An 18,433-nucleotide genomic window follows, 5' to 3' on the forward strand; every position below is an offset into this window, starting at 1 on the left:
TCCTGCGCCAGGGCCGATCCGCAGCTCAGCGCAGCCAGCGCCGCGACCGACGCGGCGAGCCGCAGGGAAAGCTTCAGGTTCATGCCAAACGCCTCTCGATACAGGGGAAAGTTGGAAGGGAGCCGGTGCACGGCTTCAAGCGGGTTCCACGTACCGGAAAGACCCGGCTTTGCGGTGTTTTGAGGGCCGGCGCACGCGGGCGCGGCACGTTGACATCCCTCGGGGGGGCTCTTATCTCTCACGCGTTCTGGAAGTCCAGTCGCGCATCCCCCGGATGACGCCGTTTCGGCACGGGCGACGGACGGCGGCGCGCACAGCGCGCCAGACGCGAACTTTCCTGGGAAGGACATTCGGCATGGTGAGTTTCGGCGGCCTTGCCCGCAAGCTGCTCGGTTCGAGCAACACGCGCCGCGTTCGCAAGTACGACGCAGCCGTTCGGGACGTGGCCGCTCTCGAGCCCGAGCTCGCGGCCCTGAGCGACGACGCTCTGCGCGACCGCACCCGTCAGTTCCGAGAGGCGCTGGCCGCCGGCAAGACGATCGACGACCTGATGGTGCCCGCCTTCGCCACCGTGCGCGAGGCCGCCAGGCGAACGCTGGGCCTGCGCCACTTCGACGTCCAGATGATCGGCGGCATGGTCCTGTCGAACGGCGCGATCGCCGAGATGCGAACGGGCGAGGGCAAGACGCTGGTCGGCACGCTGCCGGTCTACCTTTCGGCGCTCGAGGGCAAGGGCGTCCACGTCGTCACCGTGAACGACTACCTCGCCACGCGCGACTCAGCCCAGATGGGTCGCGTCTACAACTTCCTCGGCCTCACCGTCGGCGTCATCACGCACGGCCTGTCCGACGACCAGCGTCGCGACGCCTACGCTTGCGACATCACCTACGCGACCAACAACGAGCTCGGCTTCGACTACCTTCGCGACAACATGAAGTACGAGCGCGAGCAGATGGTCCAGCGCGGCCATCACTTCGCGCTGGTCGACGAGGTGGACTCGATCCTGATCGACGAGGCGCGCACCCCGCTCATCATCTCGGGGCCGCTCGATGACCGTTCCGACCTCTACCGCACGATCGACAGCTTCATTCCGCAGCTCTCGGCCGAGGACTACGAGGTCGACGAGAAGCAGCGCCAGGTCTCCTTCACCGAGGACGGCACGGAAAAGCTGGAGCGCATGCTGGAGGCCGCCGGCCACCTGCACGGCCCCTCGCTCTACGACATCGAGAACGTCACGATCGTCCACCACGTCAACAACGCGCTGAAGGCCCACAAGCTCTTCCATCGCGACAAGGACTACATCGTCCGGGGCGACGAGATCGTCATCATCGACGAGTTCACCGGCCGCATGATGCCGGGTCGCCGCTTCTCGGAAGGGCTGCATCAGGCGCTCGAGGCCAAGGAGGGCGTCACCGTCCAGCCCGAGAACCAGACTCTCGCCTCGATCACCTTCCAGAACTACTTCCGCATGTACGGCAAGCTCGCCGGCATGACCGGCACGGCCAACACGGAAGCCGCCGAGTTCGGCGACATCTACAAGCTCGACGTCGTCGAGATTCCGACGAACCTGCCGATCATGCGCAAGGACGAGGACGACGAGGTCTACCGGACGGCGGAAGAGAAGTACCGCGCGATCGTCAAGGAGATCACCGCGGCGGCCGAGCGGCGCCAGCCGATTCTCGTCGGCACGACCTCGATCGAGAAGTCGGAGATGCTGGCCGAGCGGCTGCGCCAGAGCGGCCTCAAGGGCTTCCAGGTCCTCAACGCCCGCTACCACGAGCAGGAAGCCTACATCGTCGCCCAGGCCGGCGTGCCGGGCGCCGTCACGATCGCCACCAACATGGCGGGCCGCGGCACCGACATCCAGCTCGGCGGCAACTGGGAGATGCGGGTCGAGCACGAGCTCGCCGAGACCCCCGAGGGTCCCGAGCGCGACGAGGCGATCGCCAGGATCCGCGCCGACGTTCAGAAGCTGAAGGAAGAGGCGCTCGCCGTCGGCGGCCTCTACGTCCTGGCGACGGAGCGCCACGAGTCGCGGCGCATCGACAACCAGCTGCGCGGGCGCTCGGGCCGTCAGGGCGACCCGGGCCTGTCGAAGTTCTACCTGTCGCTCCAGGACGACCTGATGCGCATCTTCGGGTCCGACCGCATGGACGCGATGCTGACGCGCCTCGGTCTCCAGGAGGACGAGGCGATCATCCACCCCTGGATCAACAAGGCGCTGGAGAAGGCTCAGAAGAAGGTCGAGGCGCGCAACTTCGACATCCGCAAGAATCTTCTGAAATACGACGACGTCATGAACGACCAGCGCAAGGTCATCTTCGAGCAGCGGCTCGAGCTGATGGACGCCGAGTCGCTCGACGAGACCGTCACCGACATGCGGCACGAGCTGATCGAGACGCTGGTGGCCCGCCGCATGCCCGAGCGGGCCTATCCCGAGCAGTGGGAGACGGCGGCGCTCACCGAGGAGATCCGCGAGCATCTGAACCTCGACCTGCCGATCGCCGAATGGGCGGCGGAAGAAGGCATCGACGACGCCGACATCCGCAAGCGCATCCTGGAAGCTTCCGACAAGGCGGCGGCCGACAAGGAGGAGCGCTTCGGCAAGGACGTCATGCGCTACATCGAGCGCTCGGTCGTGCTCCAGACGATCGACGCCCTCTGGCGCGAGCACCTGGTCAACCTCGACCACCTGCGCTCGGCGGTCGGCTTCCGCGGCTATGCGCAGCGCGATCCGCTGAACGAGTACAAGTCGGAGGCCTTCGAGCTCTTCCAGACCATGCTCGACCATCTGCGCGAGCGCACGACCCAGCAGCTGACGCGCGTCGAGCTGGTGCGGCCCGAGCCCGTCGCCGAGACTCCCCTGCCCTTCATGCAGGCTCACCACCTCGATGCCACGACCGGCGAGGACGAGTTCGGCCATGGCGGCGAGCGCCTAACGGCGGACTTCAATCCCGCCGGCACCGACCCGCTGCAGCGCGACCCGGAGCACCCGGAGACCTGGGGCGAGGTCAGCCGCAACGAGCCCTGTCCCTGCGGCTCGGGCAAGAAGTTCAAGCACTGCCACGGCGCCTACGCTCAGATCGCCTGAGGCGGTCCGGGCTTCCGCCTGGAAACCACGAAGGCCCGGTCGCTCGCGCGACCGGGCCTTTCTTTCGTGCGGTCTAGCCGGCGGGCGGCAGGATCAGTCCCGCTCGCGCTCCGTCGCGTCGCGCTTCTGCAGGAGGTTCTTGAACATCGAGGTGCGCGCGTTGCCCAGCGGCTTGCCCTCGCGGTCATAGCCCGCGCGGCGGTGCTGCTCGGCGGCATAGGCCTCGGCCGAGATCGGCTGGCCGGTCTTGTAGACGAGGTTCGGAACGACGGCGAACTGGTCCGGCGTCATGGTGGCGGCGATCTGCTTCTCCAGCGCCTCGTCGGCCTGGCGTTTGGCGACGAGCTCCGCGGGCTCGGCGACCGCCGGGCACTCGCCGGTGGGGGTCAGCGTGCGCCCGTCGGAGAGCTGGGCGTCGAAGACGTAGCGCTTCTCGCACACGCCCACGGCCACCGGCCGGTGCGTCAGGTCGAAGCGGTCGGAGCCCTCCTTCAACATGCGCCAGAAGGCGTAGTGCTCGGAGTTGGAATGCCGCGCCATGTTCTGCGGCGTCATGCGGAAGGGCATCGCCTGGAACTGGAACTCGCGCTGCCCTCCCTGGAAGGCGTGCCGGGCGAGCGCGTAGAGCTCCTCGACCTGCTTGTCGTCCATCGCGTAGCAGCCCGACGAGTTGCACGAGCCATGCACCATGAGGTGCTGGCCCGTGAAGCCGTTGGCCTTGTCGTAGGCGTTGGGATAGCCGATGTCGAAGGCGAGATGGTAGCTCGACTCCGGGTTCAGCGAGCCGGGACCGATGTTGTAGAAACCCTCCGGCGCCTGACGGTCTCCCTCGACCTTCTTGGGTCCGAGCTTTCCGGACCAGGCGCAGATCGGGTAGGTCTTCAGGAGCGCGAAGGTGCCGTCGGTCTTCTGCTTCCAGACCTCGAGCTCCGATTCCTCCTTGTAGAGGCGCAGCAGGATCGGCGAGTTCTCGCCCATCTCGCCCGTCTTGATGAGCTTGACGAGGCTGGGCGGCAGGGGTGCGTTGGGGCCGAGAAGGTCTTCGATGCCGGCGCCCTTCTGACATGCCGACAGGGCCATGAGCCCGCTGGCCAGGACAGCCATCGCGACAGCGCGGCGTATGGTCATTCCCCTCGAAGCCCCCATGCGGACGAGACCCTCAGCGCAAGGCCCGCCCCGGAATCGACCGATGCGGCGGACCACCAGATCCCGTTCTGACGCCCGCACGGTTATCAACCCGTAAACGAAACGGGGCAATTTTTCAATTCGGGCGCTGACGCGGAGCTGGCGGCCGGATGTCGGGCGCCGGTCAGACCTTCAGGTCGCGTCCGATGGAGAGGAACTTCTCGCGCCGTTCCTGACGCAGGGCGTCGCCCGACAGCGGGGACAAGTCGGCCAGCGCTGCGGCGATGCGGTCGCCCGCGCGGTCGATCGTGACGGTCGGGTCGCGATGGGCACCGCCCAGCGGCTCCTCGATGATCTCGTCGATCACGCCGAAGCCCTTGAGGTCCTGCGCGGTGATCTTCATGGCCTGGGCCACGTCCTTGGCGCGGGCCGAATCGTGCCACAGGATCGAGGCGCCCGCTTCCGGCGAGATCACCGAGTAGATCGCGTGCTCCAGCATCAGGACGCGGTTGGCGGCGGCGATCGCGATCGCGCCGCCCGAGCCGCCCTCGCCGATCACGAGCGCCACCAGCGGCACGCGTAGCGACAGGCACTTCTGCGTCGAGCGTGCGATCGCCTCGGCCTGGCCCCGTTCCTCGGCGCCGAGGCCGGGATAGGCGCCGGCCGTGTCCACCAGCGTCACGACCGGAATGCCGAAACGCTCGGCCATGTCCATGACGCGCACGGCCTTGCGATAACCCTCGGGGCGCGCCATGCCGAAATTGTGCTTGAGGCGGGTCTGGGTATCGTCGCCCTTCTCCTGCCCGACCACGGCGACCGACTGGCCCCGGAAGCGGCCGAAGCCGGCGATGATCGCATGGTCCTCGGCAAAGTAGCGGTCGCCGGCGAGCGGCGTGAAGTCCGTGACGAGGCGCGCGAGATAGTCGACGCAGTGCGGGCGGTCGGCGTGGCGGGCGACCTGCGTCTTCTGCCAGGGGCTGAGCTTGCGGTAGAGCTCGGCCAGCGCGTCGCGCGAGCGGGTCTCCAGCCTCTGGATGTCCTCCGAAACGTCGAGACTGTTCTCGTCGCCGCCGATGCGCTTCAGCTCGATGATCTGGCTGTCGAGATCGGCGACGGGTTTTTCGAAGTCGAGATAGTTGTGCATCCAGCCGCGGCGCCTAAGGGCCGTCCTTCAGGGCCGGCGCCGCGATCGCCGCCGGCTTCCGCTGGTGAAGCGCGGCGGTCGGCCGGAAGGCGCCGCCGGTTCCGTTGAGGTCTTCGTTCGGAGCGGCAAACTGGCGATCCGCCCTTCCCTTGTCAAGAAAGCCCTACTCCTCGGCGAGCTGGGACAGCGGATGGTGGTCGGTCACAAGGCGCATCAGGCGCTCTTCGAGGACGTGCGTGTAGATCTGCGTCGTGCCGATGTCGGCGTGGCCGAGAAGCTCCTGCACGCTGCGCAGGTCCGCGCCGTTCTGGAGGAGATGGCTCGCGAAGGCGTGGCGAAGGACGTGGGGCGACACGCGCGCCGGCGACAGGCCCGCGCGGCCTGCCAGGACCTTGAGATCGCGCGCGAAGCTCTGGCGGGTCACGTGTCCCGATTCGGACAGCGCGGGAAACAGCCAGGGACTGCCGGCGGCCTCTGCCCGGCCCGCCATCGCCTCTCCGAAGGAGGCGAGCGCGTCGCGCGCCCGCTCGCCGATCGGCACCATGCGCTCCTTGTCGCCCTTGCCGCGCACCACGATCACGCGGCCGCGCGAGCGCAGCACCGAGCGGGGCAGCGACACGAGCTCGGAGACGCGAAGGCCCGTCGCGTAGAGAATCTCGACCAGCGCCAGCATGCGCCGGGCGCGCAGCCGCGCTCCGCCCTCCAGCGAGGCGTCCTCGGCCGCCGTCGCCGCGGTGTCCAGCAGGCGGTCGACCTCCGCCTCCGACAGGATCTTGGGCAGCGGCCGGGCGCGCTTGGCGCCCTCGATCGGGCCGCTCGGATCGTCGCCGCGCTGCCCTTCCGCATACAGGAACTTGAAGAACTGGCGCAGCGCCGAGAGCCGGCGCTGCCGGCTGGCAGGGGCGAGGCCCGTCGCCTCCAGATGGGCCATGTAGCGGCGCAGCGCCTCGGTGTCGGCGTCGCCCAGGCCGGTCGATCCGCCGAGGAAGCCGCGCGCGTCGTCGAGGTCGCGTCGGTAGGCGGCGAGCGTGTTGTCGCTGGCGCCCCGCTCCACCGCCATCATCTCCAGAAAGCTCTCGATGCGGGCGAAGTCGGGCACGCTCATGGCGCAGGCTCGGCCTCTGGCGCCGGCTCCTCAGCCGGCGCGGAGGCGGCGGGCGTCGGCGCCTGCAGGCCCGGCACGGGAACCTCGACCGACACGGGCACGCGCACGGGCTCCACGAAGGTCACGAGCGCGGCCATGACAGCCAGGACGGTTCCGGCGATCAGGGCCAGCACCGTGACGAGACGGACCAGGGTGGGCATGGATGGGTGAAACTCGTTCCCTGTGGCGACCCGGCCGAGCCGGGTCTTCTTGCGTCCCGCCGCGATTGTAGGGATGCCGCCGGCCCGAGCCAAGGCGGATTGCGCGGTGGCGGTGCGCGGATCGCTCGCTTGACCCACCCGGCGAGTTGCGCGACAGAACCCGGCACCCGTGTCCCCTCGCGAGACCATGACCGAAACCGACGCGCCAGCCCATTCGATCGCCCAAGCCCTGGAGCGTCTCGGCAGCCGCCCCGTGGTGCTGGTCGGCCTGATGGGAGCCGGCAAGACCACCGTCGGCCGGCGGCTCGCGCAGGCGCTGGACCTCTCCTTCGTCGACACCGACAACGAGATCGAGGCGGCCTCGCGCATGAGCGTCGCCGAGCTCTTCGCCGCCTATGGCGAGCCGGAGTTCCGGGCGCTGGAGGCGCGGGTCGTGGCGCGGCTCGTGGAGGGAGGCTCGCAGGTCGTCGCCACGGGCGGGGGCGCCTTCATGAACGAGGCGACGCGTCAACTCCTGCGCGAGCGGGCCGTCACGGTCTGGCTGCGCGCCGAGCTCGACGTCCTCATGGACCGCGTCCTGAAGCGCCCGACCCGGCCGCTCCTCCAGACCGCCGATCCGCGCCAGACCATGCTGCAGCTCATGGAGCGGCGCTATCCGGTCTATGCGGAGGCCGACATCCACGTCGAGTCGCGCAACGTCCGGCGCGAGCAGATCGTGCGCGAGATCGTGGATGCGCTCGCCGCCCAACAGAATCGCCGCGTCAAGGTCGCCCTTCCATGAGCACGCTTTCCTCCGCCGTCGTCGAGGGTGGCGCCCGCACCGTCCGGGTCGAGCTCGGCGAGCGGTCCTACGCCATCCTGATCGGCGCCGGCCTTCTGGCCTCGGCGGGCGAGGAGATGGCGCGCCGCCTGCCCGGCGCGCGCGCTCTGGTCGTCGCCGACGAGACGGTGGCTCCGCTTCACGCGCCCGCCCTTCTCGCCTCCCTGGAGCGGGCGGGCGTGGACGCTGCGCTTCACGAGGTTCCGGCCGGCGAGACCACCAAACGCTTCTCGGAGCTGGAGCGCCTCGTCGACCGGGCGATCGCCGAACGCCTCGAGCGCGGCGACGCGCTGGTGGCGCTGGGCGGGGGCGTCGTCGGCGACCTCACGGGTTTTGCGGCCGGCATCGTTCGGCGCGGCATGAGGCTCGTCCAGGTGCCGACCTCGCTGCTGGCGCAGGTCGATTCCTCGGTCGGCGGCAAGACCGGCATCAACTCGCCGCGCGGCAAGAACCTCGTCGGCGTCTTCCACCAGCCCTCGCTGGTGATCGCCGACACGGCCCTTCTCGAGACCCTGAGCGAGCGCGAGTTCCGCGCCGGCTACGCTGAGGTCGCCAAATACGGGCTGATCGACAGGCCGGACTTCTTCAACTGGCTGGAGGAGAACTGGCGCATCGTCTTCGCGGGGCCGGGCCGGGCCGAGGCGGTCACCGTCAGCTGCGAGGCCAAGGCGGCGGTCGTTGCGGGCGACGAGCGCGAGGACGGCGCGCGGGCGCTCCTCAATCTCGGCCACACGTTCGGCCACGCGCTGGAATCGGCGGCCCGCTACGATCCCGCGCGCCTCGTCCACGGCGAGGCCGTGTCGATCGGCATGGCGCTCGCGCACCGCTTCTCGACGCGTCTCGGCCTCTGCCCGGCAGACGAGACCCGGCGAGCCGTGGCGCACCTGCGCGCCGTGGGCTTGCCGACCACGATCGGCGAGATCGCGGGGGGCGGCTTCTCGGCGGACGAGCTGATGGGCAAGATCGCGCAGGACAAGAAGGTGCAGCGCGGCAGCCTAACCTTCATCCTGACGCGCGGCATCGGCCGGGCCTTCGTCGCGCGCGACGTCGAGCCGGCCGCGGTCGCCGCCTTCCTCGCCGACGAGCTCAGCGCCGTTCCGGCCTGACCGGCAGCGCGAGATAGCGTCGGCGCCAGGTCGGGGGAATCGCGTCGGCCACGATCGCAAGGAAGGCCGCGAGGATCGCCGGCAGCAGGATCGCGCCGGGAAGCGCGTTCGCGAAGGCCAGCGCGCCGGCCAGCCCGCCCGCAAGCACGCCGAGCCAGGGCCAGACCTGGAGATGCCAGCCATCGGAGCGGTCGCCGAGAAGCCGGCGGCCGATGCCCCGGCCGATGCGCGTCAGCGCTCCGGTCACGTAGGTGAGGCCGACGCCGCGCCCCTCCACCTGGTCCATCGCCCCGTTCAGCAGACCCATGGCGAAGACGAAGGCCGGAATGCCCCGCACCGGCGCCTCGAACCCGGCCGGCACGAGGGCGCAGCCCGCGACCAGAAGAAGCAGCACGGCCTGACGCCCGCCGGTGAACGCCATGACGAATGCGCTCAAAGCGTTGCCGGCTACGAAGAGAACGATGACCAGCGCCCCGCGGGCGAGCGCGGCCAGATGCCCTTCGCCGATCGCGACCGCAAGGTTCGTCGTGTTGCCGCTCATGAAGGAGACGTATTCGCCCGCGAGCAGGAAGCCGATCGCGTCGGTGAGCCCCGCGAGAAACGAGAGCGCGGCGACGAAGCCCTCGGCGAGCCGGCGGCGGCCCCGCGCCTCGCGGCGGCGTCGCGCGCTCGTCCTCATCCCCGCCGGGTCGGCTCGCCCGGCGCGCTGGCCTCGATGGCGAGCGCATGGACACCGCCCGCCAGCTCGCCCGCCAGAAGCGCGTTCACGCGGCGATGGCGCGCCACGCGGCTCTCGCCATAGAACGCCGCCGAGACGATGCGCACGCGGAAATGCGTCTCGCCCGAGCCGTCGAAGCTCGCGTGATGGTCGCTGCCCTCGTGGTGGTGGCCCGCGTGGAGATGGCTTTCGTCGATCACCTCCAGCGCCACGGGCTCAAGCGCCCCGCGCAGCGCGTCCTCGATCCGGCTCTTGGTCGACATGGTTCGTTCCCCGCATCTCGTGCCGCCGCGACGGGTCGACGCGGGCAGGCTGGAGCGGAGGTGTTGTGGCCGCGTTTTCGGATCTGTCAATTCTTGTTCGGGGTTTGCGTGAGCCCCATAATCGGGGCGTGATGAAGCTCGACAGCAAATACTTCGACAAGATCCGCGTGCGCCCCGACCGGCAGGCCGCGGAGAAGGTTCGCGCGCCCGTCTGCTGCTGGGAAGGCTGCGACGAGCCCGGTGTCCACAAGGCGCCGCGCGGCCGCGACCACGAGGGTCAGTACCTCCATTTCTGCGTCGACCACGTGCGGCTCTACAACAAGAGCTACAATTATTTCTCGGGCCTCGGCGACGACGACATCCAGAAGTATCTCAAGGACTCCCTGACCGGCCACCGGCCGACATGGACCATGGGGTCGAACTCGTCCGGCGCCATGCCGTCCACCAAGCCGAGCGGCCGCCCCCGCCGCTGGAACGGCAAGGCGCGCGACAGCTTCGGCCTGTTCGGCGAGGGCGAGGCCGCCGCTCCGGCGGCCGCGCGCAAGCCGCGCACGCTCGAGACCAAGGCGCTGGAAACCCTGGGCGTTCCGGTCAACGCGGGTGGCGAAACCATCCGCCTGCGCTACAAGGCACTGGTGAAGCAGTATCATCCCGACGCGAACGGCGGCGACCGGGGGTCCGAGGACCGCCTGCGCGAGGTCATTCAGGCCTACAAGCTTTTGAAGCAGTCGGGCTTCTGCTAATCCCGCCGGGGTCCGGCTCGGCATGAGCGGGGCCGGCGACACGAGTCACGGCGCGTGGGCAACTCCCCTCCCCGCGCCTCAGGAGGTATGATGAGCGCAGCGGAAGTGGAAATGGCAGGGCTTCCCGATGCCATGGTGTCCGTCCGCGAGACCTTCGGGTTCGACAGCACGATGAAGGTTCCGGCCTTCTCCCGCACCGACCCGCACGTTCCCGAGATCGATCCCGACTATCTCTTCGACAAGCAGACGACGCTGGCGATCCTGGCGGGCTTTGCCCGCAACCGCCGCGTCATGGTGTCGGGCTACCACGGCACCGGCAAGTCGACCCATATCGAGCAGGTCGCCGCCCGCCTCAACTGGCCCTGCGTGCGCGTCAACCTCGACAGCCATGTCAGCCGCATCGACCTCGTCGGCAAGGACGCGATCACGGTGCGCGACGGGCTGCAGGTAACGGAATTTCGCGACGGCATCCTGCCCTGGGCCTACCAGAACAACGTGGCGCTGGTCTTCGACGAGTACGACGCCGGCCGGCCGGACGTGATGTTCGTGATCCAGCGCGTGCTGGAGTCATCGGGCCGCCTGACGCTGCTCGACCAGAGCCGCGTGGTGCGCCCGCACCCCGCCTTCCGCATGTTCGCCACCGCCAACACGGTGGGCCTCGGCGACACGACCGGCCTCTATCACGGCACGCAGCAGATCAACCAGGCGCAGATGGACCGCTGGTCCATCGTCACGACCCTGAACTACCTGCCGCACGACGACGAGGTCGGCATCGTCCTGGCCAAGGCCAAGCACTTCCAGACCAAGGAGGGCCGCGCGCAGGTCTCCAAGATGGTGCGCGTCGCCGACCTTACGCGCTCGGCCTTCGTGAACGGTGACCTGTCCACCGTGATGAGCCCGCGCACGGTCATCACCTGGGCCGAGAACGCCGAGATCTTCGGCGACATCGGCTTCTCGTTCCGCCTCACCTTCCTCAACAAGTGCGACGAACTCGAGCGCCCGCTGGTGGCCGAGTTCTACCAGCGCGCGTTCGGCGAGGAACTGCCCGAGTCGGCGGCCAACATCGTTCTCGACTGACCACGATGGCACGCGTCGGCGACAACTCGGTCAAGTCTTCCAAGCCGAAGACGCAGGATCGCGAGCCCTTCCGCCGCGCGGTGGCGGGCTGCATGCGCGCGATCGCGGGCGAGTCCGAGCTCGAGGTCGCCTACGGCAACGAGCGACCGGGCATCACCGGCACGCGCGCGCGTCTGCCCGAGTTGCCGAAGCGCGCGAGCGGGCAGGACGTAGCGGTCGTGCGCGGCCTGTCGGACGCGATGGCGCTGCGCCGTGCGCGCCACGACGCCCGCATCCACGCGACCCTCTCGCCCGACGGGCGCGGCGCACGTGCCGTGTTCGACGCGGTGGAGCAGGCGCGCTGCGAGGCGATCGGCGCCAACGCGATGGTCGGCGTCGCCGACAACCTCGCGGTGATGCTGGAGGACAAGTACTTCCGCTCCAACCTCTCCGAAGTGACCGACCGCGCCGAGGCGCCGCTCGAGGACGCCGTCGCCCTGATGGTGCGCGAGCGCCTGACCGGCCGCCCGATCCCCAAGAGCGCCGAAGCGCTGGTCGACGTCTGGCGCGACTGGATCGAGGGGAAGGCCGGCGACAAGCTCGACCGGTTGGGCGAGACGGTCGAGGACCAGCGCCTCTTCGCCCGCGCGCTGCGCGACATGCTCGTCTCCATGGAGATGGCGGAAGAGCTGTCCGACGAGGCGTCCGACGACGAGGACGACCAGTCCGAGGAGGCCGGCGACAACCAGACCCGCGACAACGAGGAGGACGGATCCGAGAAGGATGCCGGCTCCGAGGAGGCGCAGGCCGAAGAGTCCGAGACGCAGTCCGAGTCCGAGGAAACGGCCGAGGCCGAGACCTCCGAGGTCACCGCCGACGATCCCGTCGATGACGACGAGCCCGACTCCGAGACGCCCGGCGAGTCGCGCCGCCCGAACCAGGCGCTGCCCAAGGAGATCGGAGACACCGACTATCGCGTCTTTACGGAAGGCTTCGACGAGATCGTGGGCGCCGAGGAGCTCTGCGACGAGGCCGAGCTCGACCGCCTGCGCGCCTTTCTCGACAAGCAGCTCTCGACGCTGCAGGGCGCCGTCGGCCGCCTCGCCAACCGACTGCAGCGCCGCCTCATGGCGCAGCAGAACCGCGCCTGGGACTTCGACCTCGAAGAGGGCTATCTCGACACGGCGCGCCTGACGCGCCTCGTCACCGATCCGCTCCAGCCGCTCTCCTTCAAGATGGAGCGCGACACCGACTTCCGCGACACGATCGTCACGCTCCTGATCGACAATTCGGGCTCGATGCGCGGTCGCCCGATCACGGTCGCGGCGACCTGCGCCGACATCCTCGCCCGCACGCTGGAGCGCTGCGGCGTGAAGGTCGAGGTGCTGGGCTTCACGACCCGCGCCTGGAAGGGCGGCCAGTCGCGCGAGGCGTGGCTGAAGGCCGGAAAGCCGCAGCGCCCCGGCCGCCTCAACGACATCCGGCACATCATCTACAAGTCGGCCGACGCGCCCTGGCGCCGGGCCCGGCGCAACCTCGGGCTGATGATGCGCGAGGGGCTGCTCAAGGAGAACATCGACGGCGAGGCGCTGATCTGGGCGCACAACCGCCTGCTCGGCCGGCCCGAGCAGCGGCGCATCCTGATGATGATCTCGGACGGCGCGCCGGTGGACGACTCGACCCTCTCGGTGAACCCGGGCAACTACCTGGAGCGCCACCTGCGCGCGGTTATCGACGAGATCGAGAACCGCTCGCCGATCGAGCTGCTCGCCATCGGCATCGGCCACGACGTGACGCGCTACTATCGCCGCGCCGTCACGCTGTCCGATGCCGAGGAACTGGCGGGTGCCATGACCGAGCAGCTCGCCGCCCTTTTCGAGGACGAGGGCGGGCAGACGGGCGGCGTTCGCCGGCGGCGGATGGCTGGCCGCCGGTGAGACGCCAGCTTTCGGGCGCGGCGCTCGCCGCGCTCCTTCTCCTTTCCCCGGCCCGTGCCGAGGAAGTGTCGATCGCCACGCGCCCGATCGAGCGCTTCCGCATCGGCTCGGCCGAGACGCGCCTCGGCGCCTTCACCTATCTCGGCGGCTTCAGCTACCGCGCGCCCGCGAACCGCCTCGTGGCTGGCATCTCCTCGATCCGGATGCGCGAGGGCGGCCGCGCCTTTCTGACCGTGACCGACACGGGATACTGGTTCGCCGGGCGCATCCGGCGCGACGAGGACGGCCGCCCCGTCGGGATCGAGGACGCACGCATCTCCCCCATCCTGTCGCGCGCGGGCCAGCCCCAGCCGCGCAAGGGCATGGCCGACGCCGAGGGTCTGGCGATCGACGGCGACACGGTGCTGGTCTCCTTTGAGGGAAACCACCGCATCGAGCGCTTCCGTCCAGCGGACGCGCCCTTCGACGCGCGGGCCGAACCCGTCGCCCTGCCGATCCCGCGACGCGAGCTGCGAAGCAACGAGGGAATCGAGACCATCACGGTCGCGCCGCGCGGCTCTCCCCTCGCGGGCGAGACGGTGATCGTGTCGGAGCGCTCGGTGGACGCCAGCGGCAACCTTCTCGCGGCGTTCCTCGGGCGGGGTTCGAAGGGGCTCTTCACGGTGCGGCGAGAGGCGCCCTGGTCGGTGACCGATGGCGCCTTCCTGGCGGACGGCGACCTTCTCCTCCTGGAGCGGCGCTACGAGGGCTTCACGCGCATCGGCATGCGCATCCGCCGACTGCCGGCCGCTGCACTGAAGCCCGGCGCGGTGGCGGACGGGCCGGTGATCATGGAGGCCGATCTCGGCAACGAGATCGACAACATGGAAGGCATCGATGCCTGGCGCGACGCGGACGGCCGCACGATCGTCAGCCTTGTGTCGGACGACAACGCCTCCTTCCTCCAGCGCAACCTGTATCTTGAGTTCGTGCTGGAGCCCGGCGCTCAGGCCGCGACGGGCGGCGCGTCGCGATAGGGCAGGATCGCGTTGATCGCGATCCGGTAGGGCACGAGGCCGAACACGGCGATCAGGAGCTTCACGCCGAAGTCGCCTATCGCCCACGAGACCCAGCGCGGCACGTCGGCGGGCAAGACGCCGAGCAGCGGCGCGCCCTGCGCCGCGAACTCGTCGCCCGGCCCCAGCAGCAGGAACAGCGGCGCGAAGGCGATCGAGAAGAAGATCACCGTATCGAGGATCGTCCCCGCGATGCCGCTGGCCAGCGGCGCCTTCCACCACGAGCGGCGTCGCAGGCGGTTGAAGACGAGGATGTCGAGGAGCTGCGCCGCCAGGAAGGCCGAGCCGCTCGCCAGCGCGATGCGCAGGAGGCGGCCGGGTTCGGTCTCGAAGGGCACGAGGCCGATGCGGTAGAGGATCGGCGGCAGGACGATCGAGGAAACGATCGCCGCCGCGAAGCCCGAATACACGACCCGGCGCGCGACCGCCGGCCCGAAGACACGGTTGTTCACGTCGGTCACGATGAAGGCGAAGGGATAGACGAAGGCGCCCCAGGTCAGAAGATTCGCCAGTTCCAGCGATCCCACGGTTGCATGGACCGGAAACTGCACGGCGATGTTCGACAGGAGCACGATGATCGTCATGGCGATCACCGGCGCGACGAGGCGGCGGGAGGACAAGGTCATATCGACGTCCATTTTTTTGGGCTGGGAGATGGCACCAGCGGGGAAAGGCCCCAACGAACAACGCCGCCCGGAGGCGGCGCTGCTAGGATTTCTGCGGTCGGTCGCGCCGATCAGGCGGCGACGGTCTCGACCTGCTCGACCGACTTCTTGGCGATCTGGCGCTTCAGGAGACGGGCGCGCTGCGAGAGCTCCTGCTCGTTCGCCTTGGCGAGAAAGGCGTCGAGGCCGCCGCGATGCTCGACCGAGCGCAGCGCATGGGCGCTGACGCGAAGGCGGAAACGCTGGCCGAGCGCGTCGGAGATCAGCGTCACGCTGCACAGGTTCGGCAGGAAGCGGCGACGCGTCTTGTTGTTCGCGTGGCTGACGTTGTTGCCGGACATGACGGCCTTGCCGGTGAGTTCGCAAACGCGGGCCATGAGAGGGTCCTTTCAACTATCGATACGGCCGTTCGGGGCGCGCCGCCGAAGCGATCCGGCACGATCATCCACCCCATGGCATACGGGAAAATCGACGCTGGCTATAGTCGCCGCCCGGCGCGTCGTCAAGACGCGGGACCCGTGTCCCCGGTGTTTGCCCTTATCCCCGCCTCCGTTTTTGGGCATGGTGCCTTCATGCCCGCCAGGGCCAACCGGAGTGCCAGGACCACCCATGCGCATCCTCCTCGCCCTTCTCGCCCTCCTTTCGGCGAGCCCTGCCCTTGCCGCGGCCGAGACCGTGACGACGGTCTACCGGATCTCGCTTCTCGGCCTTCCGGTCGGACGGGCCGAGTTCAAGACACGCATCGACGGGCAGCGCTATCAGGTCTCGGGCACTCTTTCCTCGGCGGGACTGGCCGAACTCGTCTCCTCGACGCGCGGGACCAGCTCGGTCAGCGGCTCGATCCGGCCCGACCGCCTGGAGGCCGAGCGCTACCGGCTCGACTACACGAGCGACGGCAAGGCCTGGAAGTCGGATGTGCGCTACCAGCGCGGCCGAGCGTTGAGCGCGACGGTCGCCCCGCCCATCCGCAATCCGCCGCCGGTCGACTTCGTCGCCGTCACGCCCGCCCAGCTCCGCCGCGTGGTCGACCCCTTGAGCGGCCTCATGCTGAAGCCCGCCGACGCGAACAAGCTGTGCGCCGGCGCCGTCCCCTTCTACGATGGCTGGTCGCGGCTCGACCTCGTGCTTTCGCCGAACGGGCGGGACGACTTCCGCGCGGACGGGTTCGAGGGCGAGGCCGTGGTCTGCAATGTCCGGGTGCGCCCCGTTTCGGGCTACCGCACCTCGTCCAAGGGACTGAAGTATCTCGCCGACAAGACCCTCCAGATCTGGTTCGCCCCCTCCGGCCGAAGCGGCATCTACGCGCCCGTCTACGTGCGCATTCCCACCGAGGTCGGACCGCTGACCCTGACCGCCACGACCTTCGCCAAGCCCTAGAGTTTCAACGTCCCCTCGATCAGGATGCTGACCGCACCGCCGATCATCACCGCCGCGCCCTCCGGCCGCACGTGGACGCGGCCGATCCGGCCGATGCGGGTGCCCTGCGCGACGACATAGGGACCGGCGAGCCGTCCCTCCGCCTGACGCCAGCAGGCGAGCGCGGCGTTGAGCGAGCCGGTGATAGGGTCCTCCTTGATGCCATGCCAGATGTCGATCATCCGCACCTCGAAGTCGGCGTCGCCGCCGGACGCATGCGGCCCGATCAGGCCGATCGCGCGCTCCTCCGGGAAGCTCGCCCCCGCCGGGTCGGCGGCGAGCACGGCCTCGGCGCTGCGCAGCTCGATGGCTTCCCAGACGGGCCCATTGACGAGGCGCGCCGAGCGCACGACCTCGGCCGGGTCGATGCGCAGCGCCGCCAGCGCTTGCCTCAGGCGTTCGGGCTCCAGCGGCTCGACCCGCGTCGGCGGGGCGACGAAGGCGGGAACCTTGCCCGACACGTCGATCCGCACGATGCCGACGCCGCATTCCTGCCGCACGATCCCCCGCTCCGCCGCCTGCCCGCCGGCCTGGAGCCAAGCGGCACAGGAGCCGAGCGTCGGGTGGCCGGCGAAGGGCAGCTCGCGGGTCGTGGTGAAGATGCGCAAGGCATAGTCGGCGGACGCCGGGTCGCTCGGCGGCAGGAGAAAGGTCGTCTCCGCGAGGTTGGTCCACACCGCGAAGCGCTGCATCTCCTCCGCGCTCAGCCCTTTGCCGTCGAGCACGACCGCCAGGCCGTTGCCGCGCGTCGGCACCTCGGAGAAGACGTCGCACTGGATGAACCGCCGCCGCATCGCTCGCACTCCCGAACCGGATGATGCGCTCTCCTAGCAGACCCGCGCGGCCGCGTCGGCCCGTCGCACGCAGCCAAATCGCGCGGCGAACGTTTTGCCGGCCAAAGGTCCCACTGGAGCGACATCCATGTCCACCACAGCCGAGCATACGAACCCGCAGCTCTGGGAGAAGGTGAAGAAGAAGGTCACGGACGGCACCAAGGGCGGCAAGGCCGGCCAGTGGTCCGCGCGCAAGGCGCAGATGGCGACCGCCGAGTACAAGAAGGAAGGCGGCGGCTTCAAGGGCGCCAAGCGCGAGGACAACAGCCTCCACCAGTGGGGCGAGGAGGAGTGGGGTACCAAGTCCGGGAAGAAGAGCGGCGAGACCGGCGAGCGCTACCTGCCCAAGAAGGCGCGCGAACACCTCTCCGACGCCGAGTACAGGCGTACCACGGAGAAGAAGCGCCGCGACACGAAGAAGGGCCAGCAGTTCTCGGCGCAGCCGGACGACGTCGCAAAGAAGACCGCCAAGGATCGCCACGACGGCGGACACGACAGGACGCGCGCCGAACTCTACGCCGAAGCCCGGAAGCGCGACATTCCGAACCGCTCCAAGATGACGAAGGCGCAGCTCGCGAAGGCCTTGGCGCACTGAAACGCCGCCGGGTCGTTTGACCGCTTCGCCCCCGTCCGCTACCGGCGGAACCGCATGCGGACGGGGGCGACGGCGATGGCGACGGCACTGGGTTTTTCGGCGATCCTGATGTGGGCGCTGCTGGCGCTCCTGACGGCGCGCTCGGGCTCCGTGCCGCCGTTCCAGCTCGCCGCCATGACCTTCGCGCTCGGGACGCTGGTGGGCATCGGCGCGCTGTTGGCGCGCGGCGTCTCGTGGCGCGCCCTGCGCCAGCCGGCCCCGGTCTGGCTGCTCGGTGTCGGCGGCCTCTTCGGCTACCACGCGGTCTATTTCGCGGCGCTGCGCAACGCGCCCGCCGCGCAGGCGAGCCTCATCGCCTACCTCTGGCCGCTCCTGATCGTCTTCGGCTCCGCGTTGCTGCCGGGCGAGCGCCTGCGATGGTACCATGTCGCGGGCGCCGTCCTCGGGCTCGGCGGCGCCGCGCTCATCATCACGGGCGGCGGCGGAACCGGCTTCAGCGGCTCCTACGCCTTCGGATACATACTGGCGGGCGTCTGCGCCCTCACCTGGACGGCCTACTCG

Annotated in this window: 20 protein-coding genes; 10 read left to right on the forward strand and 10 right to left on the reverse strand. The window is 69.5% G+C overall.

Annotated elements, in window-relative coordinates; all coding sequences use genetic code 11:
* The coding region (locus AUL35_RS22785) for a hypothetical protein (protein WP_210168691.1) at positions 1-242 on the reverse strand (242 nt) is incomplete at its 3' end.
* Positions 243-355: 113 nt separating this feature from the next.
* Between AUL35_RS22785 and secA the strand changes: the two genes are divergently transcribed.
* A complete protein-coding gene (gene secA, locus AUL35_RS16170) occupies positions 356-3,091 on the forward strand; it encodes a preprotein translocase subunit SecA (protein ID WP_062016591.1) in 2,736 nt (911 codons plus the stop codon).
* A gap of 93 nt (positions 3,092-3,184) precedes the next feature.
* Here secA and AUL35_RS16175 read toward each other — a convergent pair whose 3' ends face one another.
* The 4 genes from AUL35_RS16175 to AUL35_RS16190 form a co-directional block, all read right to left on the reverse strand.
* A complete protein-coding gene (locus AUL35_RS16175; protein WP_192847111.1) occupies positions 3,185-4,219 on the reverse strand; it encodes a murein L,D-transpeptidase family protein in 1,035 nt (344 codons plus the stop codon).
* Positions 4,220-4,400: 181 nt separating this feature from the next.
* Positions 4,401-5,360, reverse strand: a complete 960-nt coding sequence (locus AUL35_RS16180; RefSeq protein ID WP_062016595.1) for an acetyl-CoA carboxylase carboxyltransferase subunit alpha — start codon at positions 5,358-5,360, stop codon at positions 4,401-4,403.
* Between the two features lie 163 nt (positions 5,361-5,523).
* A complete protein-coding gene (locus AUL35_RS16185; protein WP_192847112.1) occupies positions 5,524-6,459 on the reverse strand; it encodes a site-specific tyrosine recombinase XerD in 936 nt (311 codons plus the stop codon).
* A 2-nt stretch (positions 6,460-6,461) separates the two neighbouring features.
* Positions 6,462-6,665, reverse strand: a complete 204-nt coding sequence (locus tag AUL35_RS16190) for a hypothetical protein (RefSeq protein WP_062016599.1) — start codon at positions 6,663-6,665, stop codon at positions 6,462-6,464.
* A 187-nt stretch (positions 6,666-6,852) separates the two neighbouring features.
* Here AUL35_RS16190 and AUL35_RS16195 point away from each other — a divergent pair, with 187 nt between their 5' ends.
* Positions 6,853-7,446 carry a shikimate kinase gene (locus AUL35_RS16195; RefSeq protein WP_062016601.1) on the forward strand — a complete coding sequence of 198 codons (594 nt, stop codon included), beginning with the start codon at positions 6,853-6,855 and terminating at the stop codon, positions 7,444-7,446.
* Positions 7,443-8,591 (forward strand): 3-dehydroquinate synthase, encoded by a 1,149-nt coding sequence (gene aroB / locus AUL35_RS16200; protein ID WP_062016603.1) that lies wholly within the window; start codon positions 7,443-7,445, stop codon positions 8,589-8,591. Before AUL35_RS16195 ends, aroB begins: the two co-directional genes overlap by 4 nt.
* Here aroB and AUL35_RS16205 read toward each other — a convergent pair.
* Both AUL35_RS16205 and AUL35_RS16210 read right to left on the reverse strand, forming a co-directional pair.
* Positions 8,572-9,270 (reverse strand): YoaK family protein, encoded by a 699-nt coding sequence (locus tag AUL35_RS16205; RefSeq protein WP_062016605.1) that lies wholly within the window; start codon positions 9,268-9,270, stop codon positions 8,572-8,574. The genes aroB and AUL35_RS16205 overlap by 20 nt on opposite strands.
* On the reverse strand, positions 9,267-9,572 hold the full coding sequence (locus tag AUL35_RS16210; protein ID WP_062016607.1) for a BolA family transcriptional regulator: 306 nt from the start codon (positions 9,570-9,572) through the stop codon (positions 9,267-9,269). Before AUL35_RS16210 ends, AUL35_RS16205 begins: the two co-directional genes overlap by 4 nt.
* 131 nt (positions 9,573-9,703) lie before the next feature.
* Between AUL35_RS16210 and AUL35_RS16215 the strand changes: the two genes are divergently transcribed.
* The 4 genes from AUL35_RS16215 (at position 9,704) to AUL35_RS16230 (ending at position 14,324) form a co-directional block, all read left to right on the forward strand.
* Positions 9,704-10,315 carry a J domain-containing protein gene (locus tag AUL35_RS16215; protein WP_062016609.1) on the forward strand — a complete coding sequence of 204 codons (612 nt, stop codon included), beginning with the start codon at positions 9,704-9,706 and terminating at the stop codon, positions 10,313-10,315.
* A gap of 90 nt (positions 10,316-10,405) precedes the next feature.
* Positions 10,406-11,392, forward strand: a complete 987-nt coding sequence (gene cobS, locus AUL35_RS16220; protein WP_062016622.1) for a cobaltochelatase subunit CobS — start codon at positions 10,406-10,408, stop codon at positions 11,390-11,392.
* A 5-nt stretch (positions 11,393-11,397) separates the two neighbouring features.
* The gene (gene cobT, locus AUL35_RS16225) at positions 11,398-13,308 is read left to right on the forward strand and encodes a cobaltochelatase subunit CobT (RefSeq protein WP_062016610.1); all 1,911 of its coding nucleotides are present in this window, start codon (positions 11,398-11,400) and stop codon (positions 13,306-13,308) included.
* Entirely contained in the window at positions 13,305-14,324 is a 1,020-nt protein-coding gene (locus tag AUL35_RS16230; protein ID WP_062016612.1) for an esterase-like activity of phytase family protein, read from the forward strand. The genes cobT and AUL35_RS16230 overlap by 4 nt, the downstream gene beginning before the upstream one ends.
* Here AUL35_RS16230 and AUL35_RS16235 read toward each other — a convergent pair.
* Positions 14,294-14,989, reverse strand: coding sequence for a queuosine precursor transporter (locus tag AUL35_RS16235; protein ID WP_062016623.1), 696 nt, complete (start codon positions 14,987-14,989; stop codon positions 14,294-14,296). The genes AUL35_RS16230 and AUL35_RS16235 overlap by 31 nt on opposite strands.
* Before the next feature lie 110 nt (positions 14,990-15,099).
* Positions 15,100-15,405, reverse strand: coding sequence for a 50S ribosomal protein L28 (rpmB, locus tag AUL35_RS16240; protein ID WP_062016614.1), 306 nt, complete (start codon positions 15,403-15,405; stop codon positions 15,100-15,102).
* A 232-nt stretch (positions 15,406-15,637) separates the two neighbouring features.
* Here rpmB and AUL35_RS16245 point away from each other — a divergent pair, with 232 nt between their 5' ends.
* The gene (locus AUL35_RS16245; RefSeq protein ID WP_062016616.1) at positions 15,638-16,405 is read left to right on the forward strand and encodes a DUF3108 domain-containing protein; all 768 of its coding nucleotides are present in this window, start codon (positions 15,638-15,640) and stop codon (positions 16,403-16,405) included.
* Here the strand turns inward: AUL35_RS16245 and AUL35_RS16250 are convergent.
* Positions 16,402-17,238, reverse strand: a complete 837-nt coding sequence (locus AUL35_RS16250) for a PhzF family phenazine biosynthesis protein (RefSeq protein ID WP_062016618.1) — start codon at positions 17,236-17,238, stop codon at positions 16,402-16,404. The genes AUL35_RS16245 and AUL35_RS16250 overlap by 4 nt on opposite strands.
* A gap of 127 nt (positions 17,239-17,365) precedes the next feature.
* Between AUL35_RS16250 and AUL35_RS16255 the strand changes: the two genes are divergently transcribed.
* Both AUL35_RS16255 and AUL35_RS16260 read left to right on the forward strand, forming a co-directional pair.
* Positions 17,366-17,872 carry a hypothetical protein gene (locus tag AUL35_RS16255; protein WP_062016620.1) on the forward strand — a complete coding sequence of 169 codons (507 nt, stop codon included), beginning with the start codon at positions 17,366-17,368 and terminating at the stop codon, positions 17,870-17,872.
* A gap of 75 nt (positions 17,873-17,947) precedes the next feature.
* Positions 17,948-18,433: DMT family transporter (locus AUL35_RS16260; RefSeq protein ID WP_156418037.1), on the forward strand; the 486-nt coding region annotated here is incomplete at its 3' end.

This window comes from Aureimonas sp. AU4 (assembly GCF_001463765.1).
Lineage (GTDB): Bacteria > Pseudomonadota > Alphaproteobacteria > Rhizobiales > Rhizobiaceae > Aureimonas.

Coding starts and splice junctions, on each gene's coding strand:
- secA (WP_062016591.1), top strand. CDS start 356: ATGGTGAGTTTCGGCGGCCTTGCCCGCAAGCTGCTCGGTTCGAGCAAC.
- AUL35_RS16175 (WP_192847111.1), bottom strand. CDS start 4,219: ATGACCATACGCCGCGCTGTCGCGATGGCTGTCCTGGCCAGCGGGCTC.
- AUL35_RS16180 (WP_062016595.1), bottom strand. CDS start 5,360: ATGCACAACTATCTCGACTTCGAAAAACCCGTCGCCGATCTCGACAGC.
- AUL35_RS16190 (WP_062016599.1), bottom strand. CDS start 6,665: ATGCCCACCCTGGTCCGTCTCGTCACGGTGCTGGCCCTGATCGCCGGA.
- AUL35_RS16195 (WP_062016601.1), top strand. CDS start 6,853: ATGACCGAAACCGACGCGCCAGCCCATTCGATCGCCCAAGCCCTGGAG.
- aroB (WP_062016603.1), top strand. CDS start 7,443: ATGAGCACGCTTTCCTCCGCCGTCGTCGAGGGTGGCGCCCGCACCGTC.
- AUL35_RS16205 (WP_062016605.1), bottom strand. CDS start 9,270: ATGAGGACGAGCGCGCGACGCCGCCGCGAGGCGCGGGGCCGCCGCCGG.
- AUL35_RS16210 (WP_062016607.1), bottom strand. CDS start 9,572: ATGTCGACCAAGAGCCGGATCGAGGACGCGCTGCGCGGGGCGCTTGAG.
- AUL35_RS16215 (WP_062016609.1), top strand. CDS start 9,704: ATGAAGCTCGACAGCAAATACTTCGACAAGATCCGCGTGCGCCCCGAC.
- cobS (WP_062016622.1), top strand. CDS start 10,406: ATGAGCGCAGCGGAAGTGGAAATGGCAGGGCTTCCCGATGCCATGGTG.
- cobT (WP_062016610.1), top strand. CDS start 11,398: ATGGCACGCGTCGGCGACAACTCGGTCAAGTCTTCCAAGCCGAAGACG.
- AUL35_RS16235 (WP_062016623.1), bottom strand. CDS start 14,989: ATGACCTTGTCCTCCCGCCGCCTCGTCGCGCCGGTGATCGCCATGACG.
- rpmB (WP_062016614.1), bottom strand. CDS start 15,405: ATGGCCCGCGTTTGCGAACTCACCGGCAAGGCCGTCATGTCCGGCAAC.
- AUL35_RS16245 (WP_062016616.1), top strand. CDS start 15,638: ATGCGCATCCTCCTCGCCCTTCTCGCCCTCCTTTCGGCGAGCCCTGCC.
- AUL35_RS16250 (WP_062016618.1), bottom strand. CDS start 17,238: ATGCGGCGGCGGTTCATCCAGTGCGACGTCTTCTCCGAGGTGCCGACG.
- AUL35_RS16255 (WP_062016620.1), top strand. CDS start 17,366: ATGTCCACCACAGCCGAGCATACGAACCCGCAGCTCTGGGAGAAGGTG.